This window comes from Chryseotalea sp. (genome assembly GCF_057350905.1).
Genome location: NZ_JBMRCF010000008.1, coordinates 121,527 through 144,827, shown reverse-complemented (window position 1 = coordinate 144,827; position 23,301 = coordinate 121,527). Strand labels below are relative to the sequence as shown.

22 protein-coding genes are annotated in these 23,301 nt (G+C 40.4%); 13 read left to right on the top strand and 9 right to left on the bottom strand.

Going from position 1 to position 23,301, the window contains the following annotated elements:
- The first annotated feature begins 18 nt into the window (after positions 1-18).
- A complete protein-coding gene (locus ACO1XM_RS08955; RefSeq protein ID WP_486228034.1) occupies positions 19-462 on the top strand; it encodes an SRPBCC family protein in 444 nt (147 codons plus the stop codon).
- Between the two features lie 16 nt (positions 463-478).
- Positions 479-1,102 (top strand): SRPBCC family protein, encoded by a 624-nt coding sequence (locus ACO1XM_RS08950; protein ID WP_486228032.1) that lies wholly within the window; start codon positions 479-481, stop codon positions 1,100-1,102.
- A gap of 57 nt (positions 1,103-1,159) precedes the next feature.
- Here ACO1XM_RS08950 and ACO1XM_RS08945 read toward each other — a convergent pair whose 3' ends face one another.
- A complete protein-coding gene (locus ACO1XM_RS08945) occupies positions 1,160-1,336 on the bottom strand; it encodes a hypothetical protein (protein WP_486228030.1) in 177 nt (58 codons plus the stop codon).
- A 943-nt stretch (positions 1,337-2,279) separates the two neighbouring features.
- Here ACO1XM_RS08945 and ACO1XM_RS08940 point away from each other — a divergent pair.
- Complete coding sequence (locus tag ACO1XM_RS08940; RefSeq protein WP_486228028.1) at positions 2,280-4,301, top strand: sensor histidine kinase; 2,022 nt, start codon at positions 2,280-2,282, stop codon at positions 4,299-4,301.
- Positions 4,302-4,472: 171 nt separating this feature from the next.
- On the opposite strand, the gene ACO1XM_RS08935 is transcribed toward ACO1XM_RS08940, so the two are convergent.
- Positions 4,473-4,643: a hypothetical protein gene (locus tag ACO1XM_RS08935; RefSeq protein ID WP_486228026.1), complete on the bottom strand. Its 171-nt coding sequence runs from the start codon at positions 4,641-4,643 to the stop codon at positions 4,473-4,475.
- Between the two features lie 177 nt (positions 4,644-4,820).
- Between ACO1XM_RS08935 and ACO1XM_RS08930 the strand changes: the two genes are divergently transcribed.
- Together ACO1XM_RS08930 and ACO1XM_RS08925 are read left to right on the top strand one after the other, a co-directional pair.
- Positions 4,821-7,232 carry an ABC transporter permease gene (locus tag ACO1XM_RS08930; RefSeq protein WP_486228024.1) on the top strand — a complete coding sequence of 804 codons (2,412 nt, stop codon included), beginning with the start codon at positions 4,821-4,823 and terminating at the stop codon, positions 7,230-7,232.
- 60 nt (positions 7,233-7,292) lie between these two features.
- Positions 7,293-9,707 carry an ABC transporter permease gene (locus tag ACO1XM_RS08925; RefSeq protein WP_486228022.1) on the top strand — a complete coding sequence of 805 codons (2,415 nt, stop codon included), beginning with the start codon at positions 7,293-7,295 and terminating at the stop codon, positions 9,705-9,707.
- A 128-nt stretch (positions 9,708-9,835) separates the two neighbouring features.
- On the opposite strand, the gene ACO1XM_RS08920 is transcribed toward ACO1XM_RS08925, so the two are convergent.
- The 5 genes from ACO1XM_RS08920 to ACO1XM_RS08900 all read right to left on the bottom strand — a co-directional run bounded on the left by ACO1XM_RS08920 (position 9,836) and on the right by ACO1XM_RS08900 (position 14,109).
- On the bottom strand, positions 9,836-10,630 hold the full coding sequence (locus tag ACO1XM_RS08920) for an inositol monophosphatase family protein (RefSeq protein WP_486228020.1): 795 nt from the start codon (positions 10,628-10,630) through the stop codon (positions 9,836-9,838).
- Between the two features lie 17 nt (positions 10,631-10,647).
- Positions 10,648-11,376 carry a 16S rRNA (cytidine(1402)-2'-O)-methyltransferase gene (rsmI, locus tag ACO1XM_RS08915; RefSeq protein WP_486228018.1) on the bottom strand — a complete coding sequence of 243 codons (729 nt, stop codon included), beginning with the start codon at positions 11,374-11,376 and terminating at the stop codon, positions 10,648-10,650.
- A complete protein-coding gene (locus ACO1XM_RS08910; RefSeq protein ID WP_486228016.1) occupies positions 11,376-11,606 on the bottom strand; it encodes a 4a-hydroxytetrahydrobiopterin dehydratase in 231 nt (76 codons plus the stop codon). Before ACO1XM_RS08910 ends, rsmI begins: the two co-directional genes overlap by 1 nt.
- Positions 11,607-11,685: 79 nt before the next feature.
- Positions 11,686-11,952 (bottom strand): DUF493 family protein, encoded by a 267-nt coding sequence (locus ACO1XM_RS08905; RefSeq protein ID WP_486228014.1) that lies wholly within the window; start codon positions 11,950-11,952, stop codon positions 11,686-11,688.
- 57 nt (positions 11,953-12,009) lie between these two features.
- Positions 12,010-14,109, bottom strand: coding sequence for a peptidylprolyl isomerase (locus tag ACO1XM_RS08900; protein ID WP_486228012.1), 2,100 nt, complete (start codon positions 14,107-14,109; stop codon positions 12,010-12,012).
- A gap of 260 nt (positions 14,110-14,369) precedes the next feature.
- Here ACO1XM_RS08900 and ACO1XM_RS08895 point away from each other — a divergent pair, with 260 nt between their 5' ends.
- The 7 genes from ACO1XM_RS08895 to ACO1XM_RS08865 all read left to right on the top strand — a co-directional run bounded on the left by ACO1XM_RS08895 (position 14,370) and on the right by ACO1XM_RS08865 (position 20,394).
- Positions 14,370-14,891 carry a thermonuclease family protein gene (locus ACO1XM_RS08895; RefSeq protein WP_486228010.1) on the top strand — a complete coding sequence of 174 codons (522 nt, stop codon included), beginning with the start codon at positions 14,370-14,372 and terminating at the stop codon, positions 14,889-14,891.
- Positions 14,892-14,934: 43 nt separating this feature from the next.
- A complete protein-coding gene (locus ACO1XM_RS08890) occupies positions 14,935-15,303 on the top strand; it encodes a hypothetical protein (RefSeq protein ID WP_486228008.1) in 369 nt (122 codons plus the stop codon).
- Between the two features lie 215 nt (positions 15,304-15,518).
- The gene (locus ACO1XM_RS08885) at positions 15,519-15,854 is read left to right on the top strand and encodes a hypothetical protein (RefSeq protein ID WP_486228007.1); all 336 of its coding nucleotides are present in this window, start codon (positions 15,519-15,521) and stop codon (positions 15,852-15,854) included.
- A 199-nt stretch (positions 15,855-16,053) separates the two neighbouring features.
- A complete protein-coding gene (locus ACO1XM_RS08880; protein ID WP_486228005.1) occupies positions 16,054-16,533 on the top strand; it encodes a DinB family protein in 480 nt (159 codons plus the stop codon).
- A gap of 109 nt (positions 16,534-16,642) precedes the next feature.
- Entirely contained in the window at positions 16,643-17,287 is a 645-nt protein-coding gene (gene deoC / locus ACO1XM_RS08875; RefSeq protein WP_486228003.1) for a deoxyribose-phosphate aldolase, read from the top strand.
- Between the two features lie 57 nt (positions 17,288-17,344).
- A complete protein-coding gene (locus ACO1XM_RS08870; RefSeq protein WP_486228001.1) occupies positions 17,345-18,967 on the top strand; it encodes an NADP-dependent glyceraldehyde-3-phosphate dehydrogenase in 1,623 nt (540 codons plus the stop codon).
- Between the two features lie 29 nt (positions 18,968-18,996).
- Positions 18,997-20,394, top strand: a complete 1,398-nt coding sequence (locus ACO1XM_RS08865; RefSeq protein ID WP_486227999.1) for an MBL fold metallo-hydrolase RNA specificity domain-containing protein — start codon at positions 18,997-18,999, stop codon at positions 20,392-20,394.
- On the opposite strand, the gene ACO1XM_RS08860 is transcribed toward ACO1XM_RS08865, so the two are convergent.
- Together ACO1XM_RS08860 and ACO1XM_RS08855 are read right to left on the bottom strand one after the other, a co-directional pair.
- On the bottom strand, positions 20,391-20,894 hold the full coding sequence (locus ACO1XM_RS08860) for a hypothetical protein (RefSeq protein ID WP_486227997.1): 504 nt from the start codon (positions 20,892-20,894) through the stop codon (positions 20,391-20,393). The genes ACO1XM_RS08865 and ACO1XM_RS08860 overlap by 4 nt on opposite strands.
- Positions 20,895-21,061: 167 nt before the next feature.
- Positions 21,062-22,645 (bottom strand): FMN-binding glutamate synthase family protein, encoded by a 1,584-nt coding sequence (locus tag ACO1XM_RS08855; protein WP_486227995.1) that lies wholly within the window; start codon positions 22,643-22,645, stop codon positions 21,062-21,064.
- 198 nt (positions 22,646-22,843) lie between these two features.
- Here ACO1XM_RS08855 and ACO1XM_RS08850 point away from each other — a divergent pair, with 198 nt between their 5' ends.
- Positions 22,844-23,299, top strand: a complete 456-nt coding sequence (locus ACO1XM_RS08850) for a heme-binding domain-containing protein (RefSeq protein WP_486227993.1) — start codon at positions 22,844-22,846, stop codon at positions 23,297-23,299.
- Positions 23,300-23,301: the final 2 nt, after the last annotated feature.

Below are 23,301 nucleotides of genomic sequence, written 5' to 3'. Positions count from 1 at the left end.
ACAATAAGAAAAAACACTATGACATCTCAACACTTCACCCTTGTACTATCAACAAAGCAATCACCACAAAACGTTTTTAAGGCAATTACCAATGTTCGCACCTGGTGGCACGGTTATTTTGCTGAGGAAATTGAAGGCGCTTCAGAAAAACTAAATGACGAATTTACTTTTCGTGCTGGTGAAGGCGCTCATTACTCTAAGCATAAACTGGTAGAGGTAATACCCGAGAAGAAAATCGTGTGGCTGACAACAGAGAGTGATTTTAACTTTATAGAGAAAAGAAACGAATGGACGGGGAGCAAAGTGATTTTCGACATTACGAAAAAGGGAGCAGAGACCCTGCTCACTTTTACACACGAAGGGCTGACGCCTGAGGTTGAGTGTTATCATGCCTGTTCTCCTGCCTGGACAGCCTATTTGGAGAATAAATTATTACCCTTAATCAATACAGGTAAAGTATAATAAATAATTCAAGAGAATGAAAAGTACCTTGTTTTTAGCAAGCATCGTATCAATGCTTGCGCTTAGTTGCCAGCAGAAGGCCAATAACGATTCCCTGCAAATTGATTTAGCCAATACAACCAAAACAAATAGTAAAATCATGGATAATAAAAGTTTTACCACGGTGATCTGGGTCGAACAAAGCCCGGCAGTAGCATTTAATGCTATTAAAAATTTTCGTGCCTGGTGGTCTGAAGAAATTGAAGGTAATACAGATCGACTTAACGAAACCTTCTTTTATCACTATAAGAACATTCATTTGTGTAAGATGAAACTTATAACACTTGTTCCTGATCAGAAATTGGTTTACAGGGTATTGGAGAACGAGTTTAATTTTGTAGAAGATAAAACTGAATGGATAAACACAGAGCTGATTTTTGAAATTAGTACTGAAAGTAATAAAACAAAAATTCAGTTTACTCACAAAGGCTTAGTTCCTGAGTATGCCTGTTATAACGTTTGTCATGATGCCTGGAGTGGATATATAAACAAGAGTCTTTACAACCTGATAACTACTGGTAAAGGAGAGCCCAACCCAAAAGATAAAGACGGCTTCAATGCTGCTTTAGCAGAGAAATGGAAGTTGAAATCTGGAGAATAGATTTGTAAAAGCCTTGTAATAGTTCATTGACTGCCGGAGGGCTTTCAAAAGGAATTTTCAGTATTCAAAATTCCTTTTTTTATTTAATAAGCATTGCATGAATGCCTGTTTAGTTATGAAAAAGTCTTTATTGTGTGTATTGCTCTTGTTTGTTTCATCCAGTATAGTGGCATGTACATGCGGCACTAAGCCAGCCCTTCGCTCAAAAGCAGATTTGGCTGAATTCAGTTTCATAGCTTTAGTGCACATTTTAGCAATAGACAGCGTTAGTTGAGATACTTCTTTGAATCGTTCAGTTCATAAAACCACCTTTGAAATGCTTGAAACATTTAAAGGAGAAAAAGAGACCTCGGTTTTAGTCGATGGTGGTCATGCTTCACTCAAGGGAATAAGAACTTCTTGGAATCTTGGCGAAAGTGTAGATGAAGTGTGAGTAATATTTGCTTATATCGATTCAGCATCCAAAAAAACTGTTTGCACACAGTTGTATCAGAACTTTTTGCTATAAAAAGATTAATGGTTATCGGTATAAAGGTTATGGCGATGAACAAACAAGTCTTGAGAAACTGCAATTTATTTTTGATCCCAAAAAGCAAGCAAATAAAACGGATGAAGGCATGCAATGCACTATAATTATGATGCCAAAGGCAGGCAGATAAAATCCATAATACTGTTAAATGATTAAGCCATGTGGTATTTATCCTGCGTGTCCGCATATTGATATTCGCACATCGCTTTAATATAGAGCAGCCGCGTTTGCACAATAGTTTATAAAAAACACAGACGCTTTGCATTGAATGAGATTTCTGTTGAGGGACGCCACAAGCAGTACCTTAATAATAAGGTATATATTAGAGTTAACTTGGTTGATCAGGAATAAGTCTGTGCAAACACCTGCAGGGGTATCCTTTTTGAGAGCCGAGAAAAACATATCATAAGTACTTTTCATACGCTGTGCCCAATAAGCTCACAGCATCTATCAACAAATAGTACTCCTTCATGTGAAATTAAGGGCTTTGCATTAGTTTTGCGGACTATTTTTTTATACCTTAATTCAGCACAACGAGAGCAAATGAACCGATTATTAACCGGTTGCCTTTTATTTATCATCTCTGTCAATAGTTACTGTCAACATCAAAGGAAAACCCTTGATAGTCTGATCCAACTGTTTCCGACAGTGACTGCGCGGGAAAAACAAGAAAGCATATTTGAAAAGTTGAACCATGAGCTGACTTCACGCGAAAAGGAGGAGGCGTTTGAGTGGGCGTTCAAAATCCGAAAGCTTGCAGAGGAAAGTAAGGTACCTTATGCTTATTTCTTTGCGTCTCAGAATCTGGCAAAGCTGAGTAATCGTTTTCAGGATCAGGACAACACCCTGCGCTATATGTTAACGGGTATTTCCTATACCATTAACAACGAAGACCCTACTGTAACCTCTCATGTTTACTATTATGCTGCTGAATATTTTCGATACCTTAACATGTTGCCGCTGGCACTCGAGCATTGCTTAAAAGCGGCAGGCGCCTTTGCTGAATTAGAAAACTACACCTTCGCTTCCAGAAGCCATTCATTAGCCTCCCATTTGTATCACAGTGTTCGTAATTATAGCCAGTCAGTAGAAGAAGGCTTGGCTGCATTAGAGCAGATCAAAAAGGCACCTTATAATGAACTAACATTTCTAGACAAGTTTACCCTGATGTCTACGCACAATACTATTGGCCTCAGTTCATATAAAACAAAAAACTATGAACAATCTTTGTTTCATTATGACCAGGCTGAAAGAATGGCAAAAGAATTGGGCGATGAATTTTGGGTGGCATTGGTAAATGGAAACCGTGCCAGTGTTTATATCGAGCTGAAGCAATATGAAAAAGCTTTGGCGGGACTTAAACTTGATTTGAAAACCAGTAAGTTGCATAAAGAATACGAGAGTGCTGCCAGGGCCAGTATTCTAATCGCTTCCATCTATATTGAATTACAAAACCTGAATGCGGCCACTTCATATTTTGACTCAGTCAGGTATTTGATTAAGGATCCACATGCTTTTCGTTTTTCAACCTATTGGTTGATTCAGGCTAAGTTGAGACAAGCCAAAGGTGATTTACTGGGTGCACTGGAGTCGCAGGAAATTCATTTAAAAATGATAGACTCTATCAATTACCAGAAAGAAGCACTCAACCTGGCAAGTGTTAAATCATCGTATGAACTGCAGAAAAAGCAAAAGGAAATTGAGTTGCTTGCTGCCAAGGAAGAACAAAATCAAGCTCAGATTAAAACACAAGGAATTATCATTCTCTCCTCTATCATTATTCTGATTCTTCTGCTGTCGTTGATATTCGTATATGTACGTTATGTAAACCGGTTAAAAAATAACAATCATATCATCATGCAACAACGCGATGAAATTGAGAGCAAAAATGAAGAGTTGGAAATGCAGAGTAAAAACCTGAAAGAAATTAATGATTTAATGCTGGCACTTAATAACCAGTTAGAACTAAAAGTAAGTGAACGCACCCATGAATTAGAAAAGACCATGGAAGAACTGGATACTTTCTTATACAGATCTTCTCATGACATGCGCAGGCCGCTCTCTACTTTATTAGGGCTTGAGAACATTGCTAAAATTGAAGTGAAGGAAGAAAGTGGCTTAAAACTCTTTCATATGGTAGCCGAAACTGCCTTGCAAATGGATAGAATGCTACTGAAGATGCAAATGGCACATGAGCTTGATCAAATGGAAGATAAGACAGAGCTTGTTACACTTTCCTTTTTGATAAAAGATCTTATTAAAAGAGCACAGCAGCTGGGCACAAATACAACAATTCTTTATGAAGGGCCACAGCACTTAGAGATTTTCTCTAATGCACGTTTATTACACATCATTTTTTACAACCTCTTCGAGAATGCTATCAATTTCAGAAGGCCAGATAATCAGGATCAGCCGCTAATCAACGTACAATTGAAAGAAACAGAGAAATGGATTGTTGTTACTATCGAAGATAACGGTATTGGGATTGAAGCCGATTTTCTGGACAAAATTTTCGATCAATATTTTAAAGGAACACAGATTTCAAAGGGAAATGGTCTGGGTCTTTACCTTGTCAAAAAGGCCGTTGCTAAATTGCGTGGAAAAATTGAAGTAAAAAGTACGCTGAATGTCGGTACAAGCTTTACAGTTTTCTTGAGAAAAAAAGCATAAATCAACTTGTAGATATAAAGGAACTCTTATCTGTTTTGAATGGAGCTTAACGCAATTTTGTTCAACAGAGAAAGTTAATTAAGCTGATAAAATGAGGGGTGAAGAAATTTGTAAGAGAAAGGGTAGCAAAGATTCTTGAGCTAGCAGTAAATATTGAGCGTAAAATTAATCTTAGAAATTTCGCTCCTTTAATTCCGCTTCAATTTTATTAAAATCCACAGCTGTACACTTATTGCAGCCACTGGCACAAGCTGATTTTACCTGAAATTGCTTATAGAACAGACGGCCGATGTATGCGAGCGCCCCTGTAAAAAGGAAGAGTATGATAATTTCCTGGATCATGTTGCAAATTACTATGCTTTAGCTAAAACCCAATTGTCAGGGCTAAAGTTCGATAATAGCCGTCCATTTACGGACAAATTCTTGCATATCTGCACACCAAATGCTCCATAAACGGCCAATTCAAGCCAATTTCCATGTGGCGTGGATTATGCAACCAAGCATGTTTTAAGGAAACTTATGCTTAAAAATATACTGACCATCGCCCTTCGTAACATTTACCGCAACCGAACTTTTTCGCTTATTAACCTCATCGGGCTTTCGGTAAGCATGTCCTTGAGTATGCTGATTATCCTGATTGTTAAAGAACAATACACTTACGATAATTTCCATTCAGACAGCGAACGCATCTATCGTGTAAACACCCGCGCCCTGCGTGTAGACGGTGGCATAGAACCTTATGCTTCTACACCCATGCCGCTTGGCCAAGTGATGAAGGAAGACTACACCTTTGCCGAAAGTGTGGTGCGTATCAATAGAAGATTTAATGGTGATGCAACGTATGGCAATGTGAATGTACCAGTAAATGGTTTGTTTGTTGATCCTTCTTTTTTAACAGTTTTTAATTTCCCGTTTGCAAAAGGCAATCTCGCCACGGCACTTAAGGAACCAAACAGTTTAGTGCTTACACAACAAACAGCCGAGAGAATTTTTGGAACAACAGAACCATTAGGGCAAACAATCTCCATCAACGGCTATGGTGACTATACGATAACAGGCGTGCTGGAGGATTTTGTAAGTAAAACACATTTCGAATTTCAAATACTGGGCTCACTCACAGCACTGCCTGCCTTAGAGCAAGCAGGCGTACTCAGCCCTACAATAGACAACTGGAATAACTATTATGGGAACTATCTTTATTTTAAACTGAAAGATGGGAGTACTGTGCAGGAAGTAGAAGAGGCTTTGGCCACCATTAGTAAAAAATACTATGCCGGATTAAAATTAGAAACGCGCGATAAAGGATATGAGTTTTATTTGCACCCCTTAAGCGAGATCACACCTGGGCCAGAGCTCTCCAATCAAATGGGGCAAGGAATGCCCACCTTCTTTTTACTATTCTTAGGCACACTGGCAGCTGTAGTATTGCTCATGTCTGTGTTTAACTTCACCAACCTGATGATTGCTAAATCACTTTCGCGTGCACGTGATATAGGTGTAAGAAAAGTGATTGGCGCCCAACGCTATCAATTGTTCGTTCAATTTGTAAGTGAAACAGTTGTGTTCTCACTTATTGCATTGGTATTTTCCTATGTATTACTTCAATTTTTAAAAACAGGATATTTACAACTTCCGCTGAATGAAGAGTTTGCCATGGAGTTAAAAGAAGATGGATTTCTTTATTTTATTTTTATAGGCTTCGCCATAGCGGTTGGAATAATAGCAGGACTTTTACCTGCTGGATATCTTTCGGCTTTTCGCCCTGCCCGCGTGTTAAAAGATGCGGGAAATTTAAAAATATATTCACGACTTACCCTCCGTAAGGTGTTGATGGTAACGCAATTCTCCCTATCAGTTGTTTTTGTTATAGTCGTATTAGTGATCTATACACAAATTGATTTTATGCTCTCATCAGATTACGGATTTGATCAAAAAAATAAAATAAATGTACGACTGCAAGGTGTGCCTTTTGAAAAAATGGCGAACGAAGTCCGTAATTTATCCGGTGTGGTGAGTGTCGGTGGAGTATCTCATAAATTAGGCACATGGAGTGATCGCTCAAGCGATTACAAGCGCTATCAAAGCGATGAACCTTTTGTGATGCGTGATTTCTTAGTTGACGATAATTATATCAATAACCTAAACTTAATTTTTCTGGCTGGTAGAAACTTTGCAGCCAACGAACAGGGTGAAAAAGAGAAGCATATAATCTTGAATGAAACTGCATTAACCAGCTTCGGATTGACAAATCCTGTAAATGCCATCGGACAAAGTATTTATGTAGATGATTCTGTTATGCTTACCGTGATTGGTGTGGTAAAAGATTTCCACTTCCGGCCAATGAATAATAAGATTGGCCCCCTGGCACTTCGTTATACTGCGAACAACTTTGGTTACCTGACTGCACAAATCGTCCCCTCACAAAAAGAAGAAGTAATGGCGTCAATAGCAGCCATCTGGAAAAAGCTGGATCCAATCCATACAATTGATTACATGACAATGGAAGAGGAAATTGACGATGCATACCGCCAGGCAGGGATGCATGACATTTTAGTAATTGTTGGATACATTACATTTTTGGCAGTAACACTCGCATGTTTAGGTATGTTGGGGATGGCAATGTACGCAACACAAATACGTGTAAAAGAAGTAGGCGTTCGTAAAGTGATGGGCGCCTCTGTATCAGCGCTCGTATTGCTGCTGAGTAAATCTTTTATGATGTTAATCGGTATAGCATTACTCATAGGCACACCAGTGAGCATACTGCTGAGCGGGTTATTCCTTGATTTGTATGCATATAAAATTGAGATTACGCCTTTACTTGTCGGTACAGGAGCAGTAATCATTAGTGGATTAGGATTACTGATTATTTGTTCACAAACAATGAAGGCCGCCATAACAAACCCTGTTAACTCTTTGCGTTACGAATAAATATTTTACACAACTTTTTGAATTCTTCAGACATCTATAAAACTTAAAAAATTAATTATCATGCTTAAAAATTACCTGATCACTGCCATTCGCACTTTGCTACGCCAGCGAAATACGGCAGTTATTAACATTTTAGGATTAACCATTGGTACAGCAGCCAGTTTTATTCTTTTTGTGCTGATCCAGTACCACTATAGTTTTGATAAATTTCAAAGCAACTACGACAGAATCTACAGAGTAGTAACCACTTCTGACGGCAATACAGGAAGTTTCCACACACCCGGTATTCCAACGCCTCTACCACCGGCTTTTAAATTGGATTTTCCGGAGGCAGAAGAAGTATTATTCACCCAATATCAGTCGGGTGCACTTATCCTCATTCCACAGGCAAATGGCGAAAGTAAAAAGTTTGAGGAAGAGCGAGGTGTAGTTTTTACAGACCCTGCGGTATTTAAAATTTTTGATCGGTCTGTATTAATTGGTGATGCAGAAAAAGGATTGGATGAACCAAACGAAGCAGTCATCAGTGTTTCGCTCGCTAAAAAATATTTTGATAAAGAGGATGCAGTAGGTGAAGTAATAAAGTTTGACAGTAAGGAATTTAAAATCGCAGCAGTAGTAGCAGATCCGCCCAATAATACGGATATGCCATTTACATTATACTTGTCCTATGAGACCATACGTAAGGAAAATGAAGAAAAAGGATGGGGTGGAATCTGGAGTGATGAGCAATGTTACTTTTTGTTGAAGGAGGATGAACCTGTTGGGAAAATAGAAAGCAGAATGGATGCTTTCTATAAGAAATACAATCCAGAAGAAAATTATGATAACCAGCGTTTTGTTATTCAGCCGCTAGCGGAAATTCATTTTGACGAACGCTATGGCAATTATAATTACGATACTGTTCCGAAGGTGGTACTCATCGCCCTGGGCGTAATAGCTTTGCTATTGATTATAACTGCGAGCATTAACTTTATCAATTTAACAACAGCAGAAGCAATCAAACGTTCTAAAGAAGTTGGTATTCGTAAAACATTGGGTAGCTCAAGAAAACAATTAATGTTTCAATTCCTGGGCGAAACTGGAATTGTAACTGCTATGGCTATTCTGATCGGCTTTGGTATTGCCCAGATCGCTTTGAGTTTTTTGAATCCCTTTCTTGAATTGGAATTAACACTCAATCCTTTAACCAATATACCTTTCGTGATATATGGTATATCGTTGTTTGTTGGTGTATCGCTATTCTCTGGTTTATATCCTGCATTTGTTATTTCAGCCTTTAAACCTGCACTCGCACTGAAAAACTCCATGGGAAACAAGAACTCTTCAGGCTTCTTTCTACGAAAGGGTTTAGTAGTTACACAGTTCTTCATTTCACAGTTTCTGATTATCGGTACCATAACACTGATTACCCAAATGAATTATTTTAAGGATAAAGATTTGGGTTTTCAACGCGATGCGATTGTAACCATACCCATCCCGGAGCGTGAAGGACCCGCGACTGATAGTACTAAATCAAGCAAAATGAGAACGTTGGCAGACAGAATTTCCAAACTTTCGGGTATTGAGAAATATTCACTGTCCAACACCGCACCTTCTTCAGGTAATGTAAACGGAACCGGTTTTCTCTTTGAAGGACAAACAGATGATCAAAGAAAAGACACACAACTTAAACTGGTGGATGGAAACTACATTGATCTCTATGGTTTGAAAATACTGGCAGGTGAAAATCTTGATGATCTGGATACGGCACGCAGTTTCGTGGTGAACAGACGACTTACCGAAATAGCAGGCTTCACCAACCCAAGCGAGATTATAGGTAAGCGTATGCTTGTGTGGGGAAGAACACTTCCAGTAGTGGGCGTAGTGGAGGATTTTCATACTACATCATTGGAAAGTGAAATCGAGCCAACAATATTGATGAATAGAATTTCTAATTATCGTACACTTTCCCTAAAAGTAAATGCGCAATCATTTCAAAACACATTACCGCAGTTGCAACAGATGTGGGAAGACACTTACCCCGAACATTTATTCTCCTATGAATTTTTAGATGAATCCATCCGTGGTTTTTACGAAGGTCAGGAGAGAACATCAATTTTACTTACTGTATTTACTTCCATTGCCATTTTTATTGGATGTCTTGGACTGTTTGGCCTTGCCACTTTTATGATCAACCAGAAGAACAAAGAAATTGGTGTTCGCAAGGTACTAGGCGCTTCAGTAGAAGGCATTGTGTTTCTATTCTCAAAGGAATATGTGAAGCTGATCGGTATTGGTTTTGCGTTGGCAGCACCCTTTGCCTGGTTTGTAATGAATCAGTGGCTTGATGGTTTTGCTTATCGCATCAGCATATCAGCGTGGATTTTCCTGTCAGGACTTGGACTTACACTCTTGGTCGCAGTGTTTACTGTAGGTTACCGTTCTTTAAGGGCCGCCACAGCAAATCCGGTAAAGTCATTGAGGTATGAGTAAAATACAATAAATCAGGATCAGAATTTAAGAAATTGCTGGATGAACAGGATTTGCCAAAGTTAATTTATGTCAGATCTTGTTCATCCTTAAATCCTGACCATCTTGATACCGACAGTATTGTGCTTATTTCACCATCGCTCTTGTATTACCTGAAGCATTTCAGCATGGATGCGGTGCGTAGCACAACACAACTCGCCACCAAACAGAAAATTATCACCACCTTTAAAATCGGTAACAATCCCACCGGCTTGCTGAACAATGAAGGTGCCTGCCGCCACATCCCAGGGGTTTAAGTTATATTCAAAGAAACCATCAAGTCTTCCACAGGCTACATAAGCAAGGTCAATGGCGGCACTGCCTAGCCTTCTGATGCCATGTGTTTTATCAAGAAAAGTTTTGATGATATTGAGGTAGGCCTCCATTTTTTCAAATTGATAATATGGAAAACCCGTTGCCAGTAAACTCTCATTAAGACCCTTGGCAGTTGAAACACGTATAATCTTATCGTTGCAATAGGCAGCCTCGTTTTCTATGGCATGAAAACATTCCTTACGTGTTACTTCATACACTACACCAAGTATAGGCTTGTTATTTTTAACCAGACCAATACTAATGGCATACACTGGCAAGCCATGCATAAAATTAGTGGTGCCATCCAGCGGATCGATTATCCAATTGTATTCGTGTGACTTACTTTGTTCTACAGTGCCTTCTTCTGTAATAAAGCCTGCTTGCGGGAGCAGCTTTTGCAAAACCTTAACAATTTTTCTTTCTGCTTCTTTGTCAACATAAGAAACCAGGTTGTTGAATTTACCCTTCTCTTCAATGTGACTCAAATCGAAATTCTCACATTCGTGTTGAATAAAACTACCAACTTCAGCTGATATGCCAATTACTTCTTGTTGAATTGTCTGCAGATTCATGTTCGCTAAGATACAAATCAATCCTCCTCTTCCGAATGATATTTTGATGACTTTTCACCAGCCGCATGCTTACTTTTTCCGGCTACAATAAGAACAATTTCCCCCTTCACTTCTTTTTGACTGAAGTGTTGGAGTACTTGCTGTAAAGTGCCATTAAAAGTTTCTTCAAATTTTTTGGTAAGTTCCCGTGAGACAGAAGCCTGTCTGTCATCACCAAAATATTCGCAAAATTGTTCAAGTGTTTTTGTCAGGCGGTAAGGCGACTCATAGAATACAAGTGTGCGTTCTTCGTCTACTAAAGATTTTAGCAGCGTTTGCCTCCCTTTTTTAACGGGAAGGAAACCTTCAAAAACAAAACGGTCGCAGGGTAAGCCTGATTTTACCAATGCCGGAACAAATGCAGTGGCGCCTGGTAAGCATTCAATCTTTAATCCGGCCTGTACGGCAGCGCGACTGATCAGAAAACCAGGATCGGAAATTCCTGGTGTGCCTGCATCAGAGACTAAAGCAAAAGTTTCGCCTTGCTGCATGCGTTCTACCAGTGTGCTTACTGTTCTGTGTTCATTAAAATTGTGAAAACTTTTTAAAGGCTTATCAATACTATAGTGCTTCAACAAAAAACCAGAGGTGCGCGTGTCTTCGGCCAGGATAAGATCAACAGATTTTAATACCTCTAATGCTCTTAGTGTAATATCGCCAAGATTGCCAATCGGTGTGGGAACCAGGTAAAGTGATGTGTGCTCCATTAAACTAATGCATCAATGGCAGCTGCCAATGTTCTATCTTTTTCAGTAACAATATTGCCGGCATCATGTGTGTTCAACTCAAAGTTTACTTTGTTGTAAACATTGTTCCAGTTAGGGTGATGATTCATTTTTTCGGCAATAATGGCCACCTTACTCATGAAACCGAAGGCTTCTATAAAGTTATTGAAGGTGAATGTTTTTACGAGTTTGTTGTTCTCTTCTTTCCACATAAGCCTTTGATTTAGGTGCCTGTAATACTAAGCGAAGGTAAGTAATTTGAAGCAGCCTTTTTACCTGGATAACGGAGCTCTATAATGCAATCAAGCCTTTTATGCTACTTGCTTGCTGGTAAATGGCTATAACTTCTTCAGCAGTATTCATACTCAGTTGAACCGTAACGCTGGTGTATTTGCCATTCGCTGATAATTTTTCTGTCAGACTTTCATGAGAGAACATGGCTTTAACTTCAGGTTCCTTACCGGAAGGCACAATAAACTTAAACATGTATACTGTCGGCCATTGGTAATGCTGATTTAGTTTCTCCCGGAAAGAGTCTGCCCATTGTTGCTGTTCCATATAACAAAAAATGCCGCCTTGATCAGATCAAAGCGGCATTTGGTTTAAGGTTAATGATTAAAAGAAGTTGTAACGCTTATCCTCAATGTTTGATCTGTCTTTAATAGCTTCTGCAATAGAATAGTTCCTGTTCTGTGCAGCTTGCTGTAAGCTAAGTTTATACGGTGCGTAATCACCAAGCGCAGGTGCTATTGTTTTGTTCTTTGTTTCTACAATAACAACACCAGTTTCGCTGATGAATGGCTTTGAACGCTTACCGTTCTCTAATGAGAAGGCAAGACCTACTGCAACAGGATCGAAACCAACATTGGGTAGTGAGTTGCTGTTTAGACGAACATCGCTGCTTGAGTAAACTGAGGCATCGTTACCAAAAGCCGCTTTCACTTCTTCCAGTGTTCCGGTAGCCTTATTTAATTTTTCAATGATAAGATTACCTTTCAGTTCGTTCTTAACCAAAGGAGTGATTTCATCTTTCACCATGTCTAAAGGCTTGTAACCTTTTTCAACTTCACCAGTCATTACAGCAACAACATAATTTTCTTGCAGATCGAAAACTGTTGATACATCACCCTTACCAGCATCGCGGAATAACCACTGTACTAATTGACGGGCATCGCCAAGTGAGCTAACATTACGATCGCCCGCTAACAGCTTTTTAGCATCGCGGATTACCAGGTTTTCAGCTTTAGCAGCGGCTTCAAACGACTCAAGGTCGCTTACTTCGCTGGCAAAAGCTTCTGCCTTGCGCAATGCTTCATTAATAGATGCATCACTGGCAGTAATTTCTCTCTCGATGCGTGCTACGTAATAAGCCTTATTAGTCTTAGTGTTGGTAACATCAATCAAATGATAACCAAATTCAGTTTCTACAACGTCATTCAATGATCCGGTTTTAGTAGCATCAAACACAGCCTTCTCAAAAGGCTTCACCATTTGGCCACTGGTAAACCAACCTAAATCTCCACCACGACTGGCTGTACCATCTGTACCATGCTCTCTTGCCTTCACAGCGAAATCAGCACCAGCTTTAATCTCTTTTAAAATATTTCTTGCCTTTTCTTTAGCAGCCTTCTTGTCAGCATCGCTATCCGAATCCCACTTAATCAGAATGTGTCTTGCTCTTGCACTGAAAACAGTATCGTCTACTAATTTAGAAACTTTAGAAACCGTTAAAGCACCGTTTTCAATCTCAGGCCCGATCAATTCGCCCACTACTAAATTTTTATCGCTTAATGAAGCAGGTAAATTAGCGGCTGTGTATTTTACATAGGCATTGCTGTTATCTGAATTGCGGGTTACAAAAGCTGAGTCTTCAGTACTGATTTTCAACTCACCAGCTAACTTGATTAGGTCCTGGAAAATAGCCAGTGTATCATCAGCAGAGGCTACCACAGGAAATGCCACAAACTTGATGTCTCTGGTATTTTCAGTCTTATATTTTTCTTTGTTTTTGTTGTAATAGCTTTTCAGGTCTGTATCACTGACTTTTATAGCAGAGTCGCTCATGGCAAAGAATGGAACATACAGATAAGAAGCTTCTACCACATCAGATTGGCTATGGTATTCGCGTTCAGCTTCGGCACTGGTAACATAATCTCCCTTAATTAAAAGATTTTCATATTTCATACGAGTGCGGCTGGGAGCCAGGTCACGCTCGAACATTTTCCAACGAATACGTGGCTCAGAATCTTCAGGCATGTCTTTTAATTGAGCGAGGTAAGAAACCACGCGATCTTTCTCAAATTGACCCGTCTCAGGATTGGTGAAAGATTGTCTTACGTTTTCGTCAACGTTTTTACCCCAAAGTAAGTCTTGCACTTCGGCAGCACTCACAGTTACGCCAACTTTTCCATATTGTTTTTCAATAGCATGGCGCACAATCAACAATTCCCAGGCTTGCTGTCTTATCGTTGTCATTTCGCGCTCACCCGGACTGCGACCAAAATTCATCGCATAGTTGGCTTCACGCTCCTGAATGGCAGCTTGATACTCTTCCAAAGAAACTTCGTGTCCTGCGATTTCGCCAACAGTATTGCGGCCCATCAGAACACCATTATTACCAAATAAATCGCCTAGAATAAAAGCAGCGATAGCAACAAATACGAACACCACTACCCAGGTGCCCATTTTGGTGCGCAAAGTACCAATCAACGCCATGATCTTTAAATCGTTTTAAGCTGAAAATAAATGAGTTACACTAAAAATAAGTCCGCAAATTTAAGCGCTTAGGCGGATTAGAAAAATTGTGCTGCTAAAATTAACCCAATAAGGGTTAAGTGCCTGATTATCAAAGCATAGAAAAATATCCAATCCACCACTAAACGCTTAATTCTACTATCTACCCCAAAACCTTACACGAATCAGAACGGGCTGATGCTTGTAACGGTTAGATCGATCACAATAGACATCTTTGGTATATGACAGCAAGTAGAAGTTGGATCTCCATAAGACTGATGCTCCTTATTCTGATGATTATTGTGGCCGTTTGTTCCGCGCGCGCCTCAGATCAAATAATGGAGGCTGAGGTTTCTGCCATTGTTGATGGTAACACCTTTACCATAAAATTCAAAGACGGTGATGCATATGATATACAGTTGTCAGGCATTGATAGCCCGGAGCTGGGACAGGATTTTGGTGAGGAGGCAAAGCAGTTTTTACAGAAAAAAATATTAAACAAGCGTGTAAAAGTGCAGTTGCTGGGTAAAGACAGGTGGGGAAATCGATTAGCGGTTGTATGGTTGAAGGGAGAGGTTGATTTGCGCGTTGAGTTGCTAAAGGAAGGACTTGCCTGGACAGCCGAACGCAATCCATTACCTGAACTTGAAAATGTGCGAATGGAAGCTAAGAATAAGGGAAAAGGCCTTTGGAAGACAAGTGAACCAACACCACCCTGGGTTTTCCGCAGACAGCAGACTATGCTGGAGGCTAAAGGCAGCTAAAAATATTTTTTACAACACTTCGTTAAAGCCTCAAACATATGGTATGAGGTTTTTTCATTTTAAAGTAAGGCCATTTCATTTGGTATTGATTGGCATTTTTCTTTCCCCTGCAACAGTGGTAGCACAAAACTATCCAACAGGCCCCACCTCACTTTCTCCTGCTGTGCAACCTGTTTATAAAGTAGACAAGCGCACGAGAGAAGTGAAAAGAGTTCAACCTAAGGTAAAGCACTCGGCAGAATATGCTTTTTATGACCGCGTGCAGAAGGCTGCAAAAATGAAAAAGAAAACACTGAGGAAATTGGCAAAACCGCAGTATACCAATCCTCTGTATTTCGGTCATAAAAATCCACCCAAGAAGCGAGAACCCCATAAAATGCGCTACTGCCATGAGTGCGGTATCAGACATTAACTTGTAAGGACGATTTTTTATCTTCCTTAAAATAAACAGTAGGCAATTGACCGTTGACAAAGTGTGCATGCCTACAATAGCTTTCAGCGTTTGGTCAATTGTCCAATTAAAATGCGATAGAATTTCAGCAGAATGGATTTTGATGCAGACTTGTTTATGATGCATGTTAATAATCACTATTTTTGACTATGCTTTTTCGTTTAATACTTTGCTTGATGCTTATTTCAACCTTTGCTTTTGCGCAACGCAAGAAGAAGGGATCGAAAGCACCTAGTCAGGTAACATCAGTGGGACCCTATTACCCTGATGCCAACAAATATGTGCCTAAAGCAAAACGCACTAAGAATAAGAGCAAAGACGGTATCAGTCGCCAGGCACAACAGCATGCGATAGAACGAAGAGCGTTAACAGCCAAGCAAAAACGAAAGGCAGAAAGAACCTTAGCAGGTACAAATTACAGCAGCACCAATTACTTTGGTCATAAACGGCCACCCAAAAAACGCAAACCCGAGGATATGAAGCTCTGTGAAGTTTGCGGTATCAAGCACTAATAGGATTTATAAATTCTTATTGTGGGTCATTGCTTACTAAACAGCATTAAATTACTCGATAGCAGACATCACTCCCTCTTTTATGGATCTGCATTTTAATTTATTTTCATAAAAAATTAATAATAGATTTTGCTGCTGACACTGGGTTGTCATACGCCCGATTGAAATTTGGTTTATCATTTAACCAAAACACAATCGTATGAATACAACCGAAAGCTATCCAGTAATTACCTCAGAAGATTTGTTAACACATTGGCAAGGTCACCGAGGCCTGACACGCAGACTGCTTGAAGCATTTCCGGAAAAAGAGTTTTTCACTTTTAATATTGGCGGCATGCGTACCTGCTCAGCACTTATGCAAGAGTTAATTGCCATTGCAGTGCCGGGCCTCCGACAAATTGCTATGAACAGCACAGAAGAATTGAAGGAGCATTTGAACTACACCAGTAAAGCGGAATTTTTAGCAAGATGGGATGAAGATACTGCGGAGATAAATCGCCTGTGGTCCTTAATACCGGATGAAAAATTCCAAGAGCGAATTAAGACTTTTGGTCAGTATGAAGGGACAATCTGGTCATCAATTTTCTACTTTGTCGACAATGAAATACACCATAGGGCACAAGCCTATGTTTATTTACGGGCTTTAGGTATTGAGCCTCCTTTTTTTTGGGAGCGTTAAACTCCTGTAAATTTCCTCAGGGTCTTTACTACTGACCCTGAGGAAAATAATTCATTCTTTCTTCATTCCCACCTTGTTGATTTCCTGCCGGACATCGTACTTTTAGTTCATGAACCTGGCAGCTTACCTTGAACAAACCAACCTTAGCCCTACGCTAACTATTCACGACATCGACAAATTGGTAGCAGAGGCGAAGCAATACAATTTCTTTGGCATTTGTGTGCCACCTTTTTGGGTTAAACGCGCCCACCGCGAAATAGGAACAGCACCCATTACCCTTGTTTCTGTGGCTGGATTTCCGCTAGGCTACAACATGACTGAAACCAAACTGGATGATATCAAACGCGCGATTGATAATGGTGCACATGAGGTAGACGTAGTCTGGAATATTTCTTCTTTTAAAACAGATCATGAATGGACCAAGATAGAACTGGCAAAATGTGGTAAGCTAACGCACGACAACCAACGTTTACTAAAGGTTATCATTGAAACAGCTTATCTTTCTGATGAAGAGATTATCAAGGCCTGTAAAATGTGTGCTGATGCTGGTGCTGATTTTGTTAAGACCTCAACAGGTTTTGCTCCTTCTGGGGCCAAGGCAGAACACATCCGTTTGATGAGAAGTGTGTTGCCAAAAGAAGTTGGTATTAAAGCTTCGGGTGGAATTAAAACGAAAGAACAAGCCTTAGCCATGATCGAAGCCGGAGCCGACAGGATAGGCACTTCTTCCGGCATACAGATAGTCAGCCAATAAATGAACTTAAGCAACTCAACACATCGTTAATCTTTTTAAAGACAAATTATTTTTAACATGATTCAAGCATTGATCAATAACCTTTTTCCGGATGAAACAGCCATTCCGCCAGCATACCAATTACCTGAAAAAATTGAGCAGTATGAATATTTAATTGGTGGTAAGCTCAAACATTGGAAAGGCGAGCAGAGTCCTGTTGTGAGTCCGGTTTTTACAAAAACTGCAAAAGGTTTAGAACAAAAAATTATCGGGAGCACACCTTTACTTACAAAAGAGGAGGCATTGGTCGCCCTTGATGCTGCGGTAAAAGCCTATGATCGTGGTCATGGACAATGGCCAGCCTATACCGTGAGTGAACGCATTGAGCATGTAGAGAAATTTCTGATACAGATGCGTGCCAAGCGCACTGAAGTTGTTAATCTTTTGATGTGGGAAATAGGAAAGTCATTGAAAGATTCAGAAAAGGAATTTGATAGAACCTGCGATTATATTGTAGATACAATTAATGAATTGAAGGCAACGGACAGACGTTCGGCTACTTTTCATAATGAGCAAGGTATTATGGCGCAGATCAGACGTGTGCCGCTGGGTGTTGTACTCTGCATGGGGCCATACAATTATCCGCTCAATGAAACCTTTTCAACTTTATTACCGGCACTGATTATGGGTAATACAGTAGTGTTCAAACCTGCCAAGTACGGAGTGCTTTTGATCAAGCCTTTAATTGAAGCCTTCAAGGATTGCTTCCCGCCCGGAGTAATCAACATCATTTATGGTAAAGGTCGCGATACGGTTGGGGCATTAATGGAAACTGGTAAGCTTGATGTTTTTGCTTTCATCGGCACCAACAAGGGTGCGAACGAAATTAAACGCTTACATCCTAAGCCGCATAGACTAAAATCGATTCTAGGTCTGGATGCAAAAAATCCTGCGATTGTTTTGCCTGATGCAGACTTGGATAATGCCATTAGTGAATGTGTGATGGGTTCATTGTCGTTTAACGGCCAGCGGTGTACAGCCTTGAAGATTTTATTTGTTCATAAAACTATTGTGGATGAATTCATCAAAAGATTTAATGCGGAGGTTGCTAAACTAAAAATTGGTATGCCATGGGATGCCGGTGTCAGCGTAACACCACTACCGGAACCAGGTAAAGCAGATTATCTGAAAGGTTTAGTGGATGACGCTAAGCAACATGGTGCCTCGGTTATGAATGAACATGGTGGCCTTAGCAATCATACTTTCTTTTACCCTGCGGTTTTGTATCCGGTCAACAATAAGATGCGTGTATACTACGAAGAGCAGTTTGGTCCTGTAGTACCGATAGTGCCTTTCGATAAAGTAGAAGAGACCATCGACTACGTACTTGACTCCAATTTCGGTCAGCAGGTAAGTGTATTTGGAAAAGACTCTACAGTAATTGCCGGTTTGATAGATGCTTTTGCTACCCAGGTGGGTCGCATAAACCTGAATGCACAATGCCAACGGGGTCCGGATATTTATCCTTTTAATGGAAGAAAAGATTCAGCAGAAGGTACCTTGTCTGTATCCGATGCGCTGCGTGTATTCTCCATACGCACACTTGTTGCGGCAAAGAGTAATGAATCCAACAAAGCTATTATAGGAAAGATTATACGCAACCGCGAATCCGGATTTTTGAGTACTGATTATATTTTTTAGAAACTGATGTTGACTTAATCAATAAGGGAATGGATGTGCGTATAAAATTTCTAGGCGCAGCAGAATCGGTAACCGGTTCCCGCTTTTTAGTAGAGATTAATAATTTTCGATTCTTATTTGACTGCGGATTATTTCAGGGTCTGAAAGAGTTACGCCTGCGCAACTGGGATGAATTCCCGATTGATCCGTCCAGTATAGATGCCGTTGTAATCAGCCATGCGCACATTGACCATACAGGTTATTTGCCAAAAATGGTAAAGGATGGTTTCAGCGGACCAGTGTATTGCACCACACCAACCGCAGATTTGATGGAGATCATGTTGCTTGACTCAGCCAAGCTTCAGGAAGAAGAGGCCAATTATGCACGTAAAAAGGGGTACTCAAAGCATGCTAATCCTTTGGCGCTTTATGAAGAAAAAGATGTGAGGGAAACGCTTACATTAATCAGAACGATCGGTTATAAGGAACGCCTGTCCATCCACCCCAATGTAGAGATTGTATTTCATGATGCAGGTCATTTATTAGGGTCTGCCATTACTGAAGTATTTATTAAGGGAGATATGCAGACAAAAAAACTTGTTTTCTCCGGAGACATCGGCCGTTATCAGCAGGCCGTATTACGCCAGCCGAGCGCTATTGAGCAGGCAGATATTTTAATTGTAGAATCTACCTATGGTAATAAGCCTAACCCCTTTGTTGATCCTGAAAATGATCTGGCACGCATTGTCAACGATGCCTTTGATCGCAAGGGTGTGCTGGTGATACCTGCTTTTGCTGTTGGAAGAACACAGGGCTTGCTCTATTATCTGCGTAAGCTCATGAAAGAGAATAGAATTCCTGACGTGCCCGTATATGTTGACAGTCCGATGGCAATTTCCTCTACCTATCTCTTTTTTAAACATCTGTCTTATCATAAAATGGGAGATGCAGTAAAGGAGTTTGCACAGGAAATAGAAACCAACATGTTGGTATTTGTAAAAACAGGAGAGCATTCCAAAGCACTCAACGATCTAAAGAGTCGAGCAATTATTATTTCTGCCAGTGGTATGATGACGGGTGGTCGTATTCTTCATCATATGTTTCACCGTCTTCCGAATGCACAGGATACGTTTTTAATAGCAGGTTACCAGGCAGAAGGCACAAGAGGGCGTGATATTCTTGAAGGCAGAGACAGTGTAAAAATTTTTGGTGAATTAGTTCCTGTAAAGTGTAAGATTGAGACTATTACCTCCATGTCAGGCCATGCTGATCAGGAGGAGCTGTTTACCTGGCTGGGTAACTTTAAGGATAAGCCTAAACAAACCTTTACTGTGCATGGGGAAGGGGAGGATTTGCACAATTATGCAAAAGCCATACACGAGCGACTGGGATGGAACGTGACCGTTCCCAAGTACCTGGAAAGTTTTGAGTTGTTCAGGGGAATTTAAGCCATCTTTTTTACGATGCCTTTTTGGGGATGAATCTTTACATCAAAATGTTGATTCAAAAAGGCATGCATGCGATTGTCAACCATCAAAAGCGGGCTTTCGGCTGGGTAGAAAACCGTCAGGTCCAGCACAGCACGAATGAAATTATCATGACGACAAAATTCCTTTATCCATTTCTTAAAGGCAATTGTCCATTCCTCACAATAGCAATCAAAAGGATCGCGGCCGTCAAAAGTGAATTCTAATTGATTATGCTGGTAGTTTTTGAAACGAAATACGCCTGCCAGGTTTAAGTAGAAATCATGGAGGTGCCGAAAATCACTGCCGGTATGCTGCTGAATTTTCTCAGCTACATCATCTTTAATTCCCAGGGGATTGGTTCTGAGCAGATACTCGACTTTAGCAAAGTCTACCAGGTAGTGAAGCAACGATGCTTCCAGCGAAAGCTGGGCGGACTCGAGAACATAGTTTTTATCTAAGGGGAAAAACTTCCGAATCACACTTATCTATTTTGCTACAAAGATAAAAATTTCTGTTTAACCTTTTTAACGTTCCAGTGTATGATTCTTAATAAAAGTTAAAGGCTGTAGTTTGAGACACAGACGATGCAAAAATTGAAATTAAACCAAAGATGGCTCAAGCTTAGTAAACCATCTTTGGCTGAAAATTAAAACTTATCTGCGCTTGCCTTGGCCAGGTAGCTATCGTACTCAAAAGGCGAGTCCCCACCTTCCAGCAAACATCCATCCGGAACAGGCGGATAAATTTCTTCGTATGTCTTTACCATGTTCATGAATACACGTCTGTATACATGGGTGCGGTTAATTTCATCGGGCGTGGCTAAGCCTGCACAAGAGAGTAACTCCACAAATGAGCCTACGGTATTCTTATGATAATTGGCAACGCGCACTTTTTTATCCTCTACAACCAGACCTTTAGCGAAATATTGATCCTGAGTAGCAACACCTGTGGGGCAGGTATTTTTGTGGCACTCTAATGCTTGGATACATCCCAAGGCCATCATCATTGCCCGGGCAGTATTACATGTGTCTGCACCCAGGGCCATAGCCCTTACTATATGGAAGCCTGTTAAAATTTTTCCTGATGCAATCAATCGTACATGTTCACGGATTCCAAAGCCCCTCAATGCATCATCAGCAAAAGCTACGGCATCCAACATAGGCATACCCACAAAGTTGGTAAACTCAGGAGGGGCTGCACCTGTGCCTCCTTCACCACCATCAATGGTAATGAAATCAGGATACAGGTTGAGTTGAACCATGGCTTTGCAAAGACCGAGGAACTCACTTTTACGACCTATGCACAACTTGAAGCCTACTGGTTTTCCTCCGGAGAGTTCTCGCAATTGATCTACGAATTTTATCAGTTCAATGGGATTACCAAAAGCGCTGTGATAAGGGGGGGAGAATACAGTGGTTCCAACTTTAACACCCCTGATGGCGGCAATTTCAGGGGTATTTTTCTTGGCAGGTAAAATACCGCCATGGCCTGGTTTGGCACCTTGCGATAATTTGATCTCGATCATTTTAACCTCAGGCCTATGCGCATTTTTCTGGAAGGCATCCGGTGAGAAAGTACCATCTTCATTTCGGGCACCAAAATAGCCAGTACCAATTTGCCAGATCAAATCGCCACCATGTTTTAAGTGATAAGGGCTTATACCACCTTCTCCGGTATTGTGTGCGAAACTTCCGATTTTGGCTCCGGCATTGAGTGATTCAATGGCATTTGAACTGAGTGAACCAAAACTCATGGCTGAAACATTCAACACACTTGCCAGATAGGGTTGCTTGCATTTGCTACCACCAAACTTAATGCGGGGGTTATGATCTAATAAATTATGATCTAAAGGTTTTATGGAATGGGTCATCCATTCGTAACCCTCAGCATATACGTTAAGCTGGGTACCAAAAGGTACCGTGTCGATTTGTTTTTTGGCACGTTGGTAGATTACCGAACGCTCATTTCTATTAATGGGCGAACCATCGGTATCAGACTCAACAAAGTATTGCTGAATTTTAGGGCGAAGGTCTTCGAAAACATAACGCAGTCTGCCCAATACTGGGAAGTTGCGCTTAAGCGATTGTTTAGTTTGCACCATGTCTTGTATCCCAATAACAATGAGGGGGCCAACAATGACAAACAGCAGCAGCATATCAATCCAGAAGTACGACCATACAATGATGACGGCCGAAACCAGAATACTGGTGATGACGAATATTTTTCTCATAGGGTTTTTTGTATGTAATCAAATATACTAAGGTTTTTATAAGTATAACCATGCCTTGAGGGTCTTATTACGCTATCAGAATAACCTTCGAGAAGTGATAAAAATCATGCTGCAATAGTTTACAATATCCCGATAGAAGAAAAGACGTTTTTCTATCTTTATAAAGTTGAAACATTGTATCTTCATAAAAAGAATATTATGGTTAAGAAAATACTGATTGGCTTGCTTGCCGTGCTGGTCATCATCCAATGTATACGTCCCTCAAAAAATGAAGGCAGCGGTCTGGCAGCCAATGATATTTCTTTTGTTTATACAGACATGCCCCAAGAAGTGCAAACGCTACTTCAGCAGAAATGCTACGATTGCCACAGTCATTCAACTAAATATCCGTGGTATGCTAACATTCAACCAGTAGCCTGGTGGTTGGCTGATCATATTGAGGAGGGTAAAGAGCATTTGAATTTTTCAGAATTTAAAAGTTATGATGCTGAAAAAGCCGCTCATAAATTGGAAGAAGTTGTAGAAGAAGTCGCAGAAGGGGAAATGCCTTTGAAATCGTATACACTAATACATAGAGATGCTGTGGTGACTGCTGAAGAACTCGCCTTACTGCGCGATTGGGTAGCAAGTAAGGGAGTTGAACTAGAAGAGTAAGC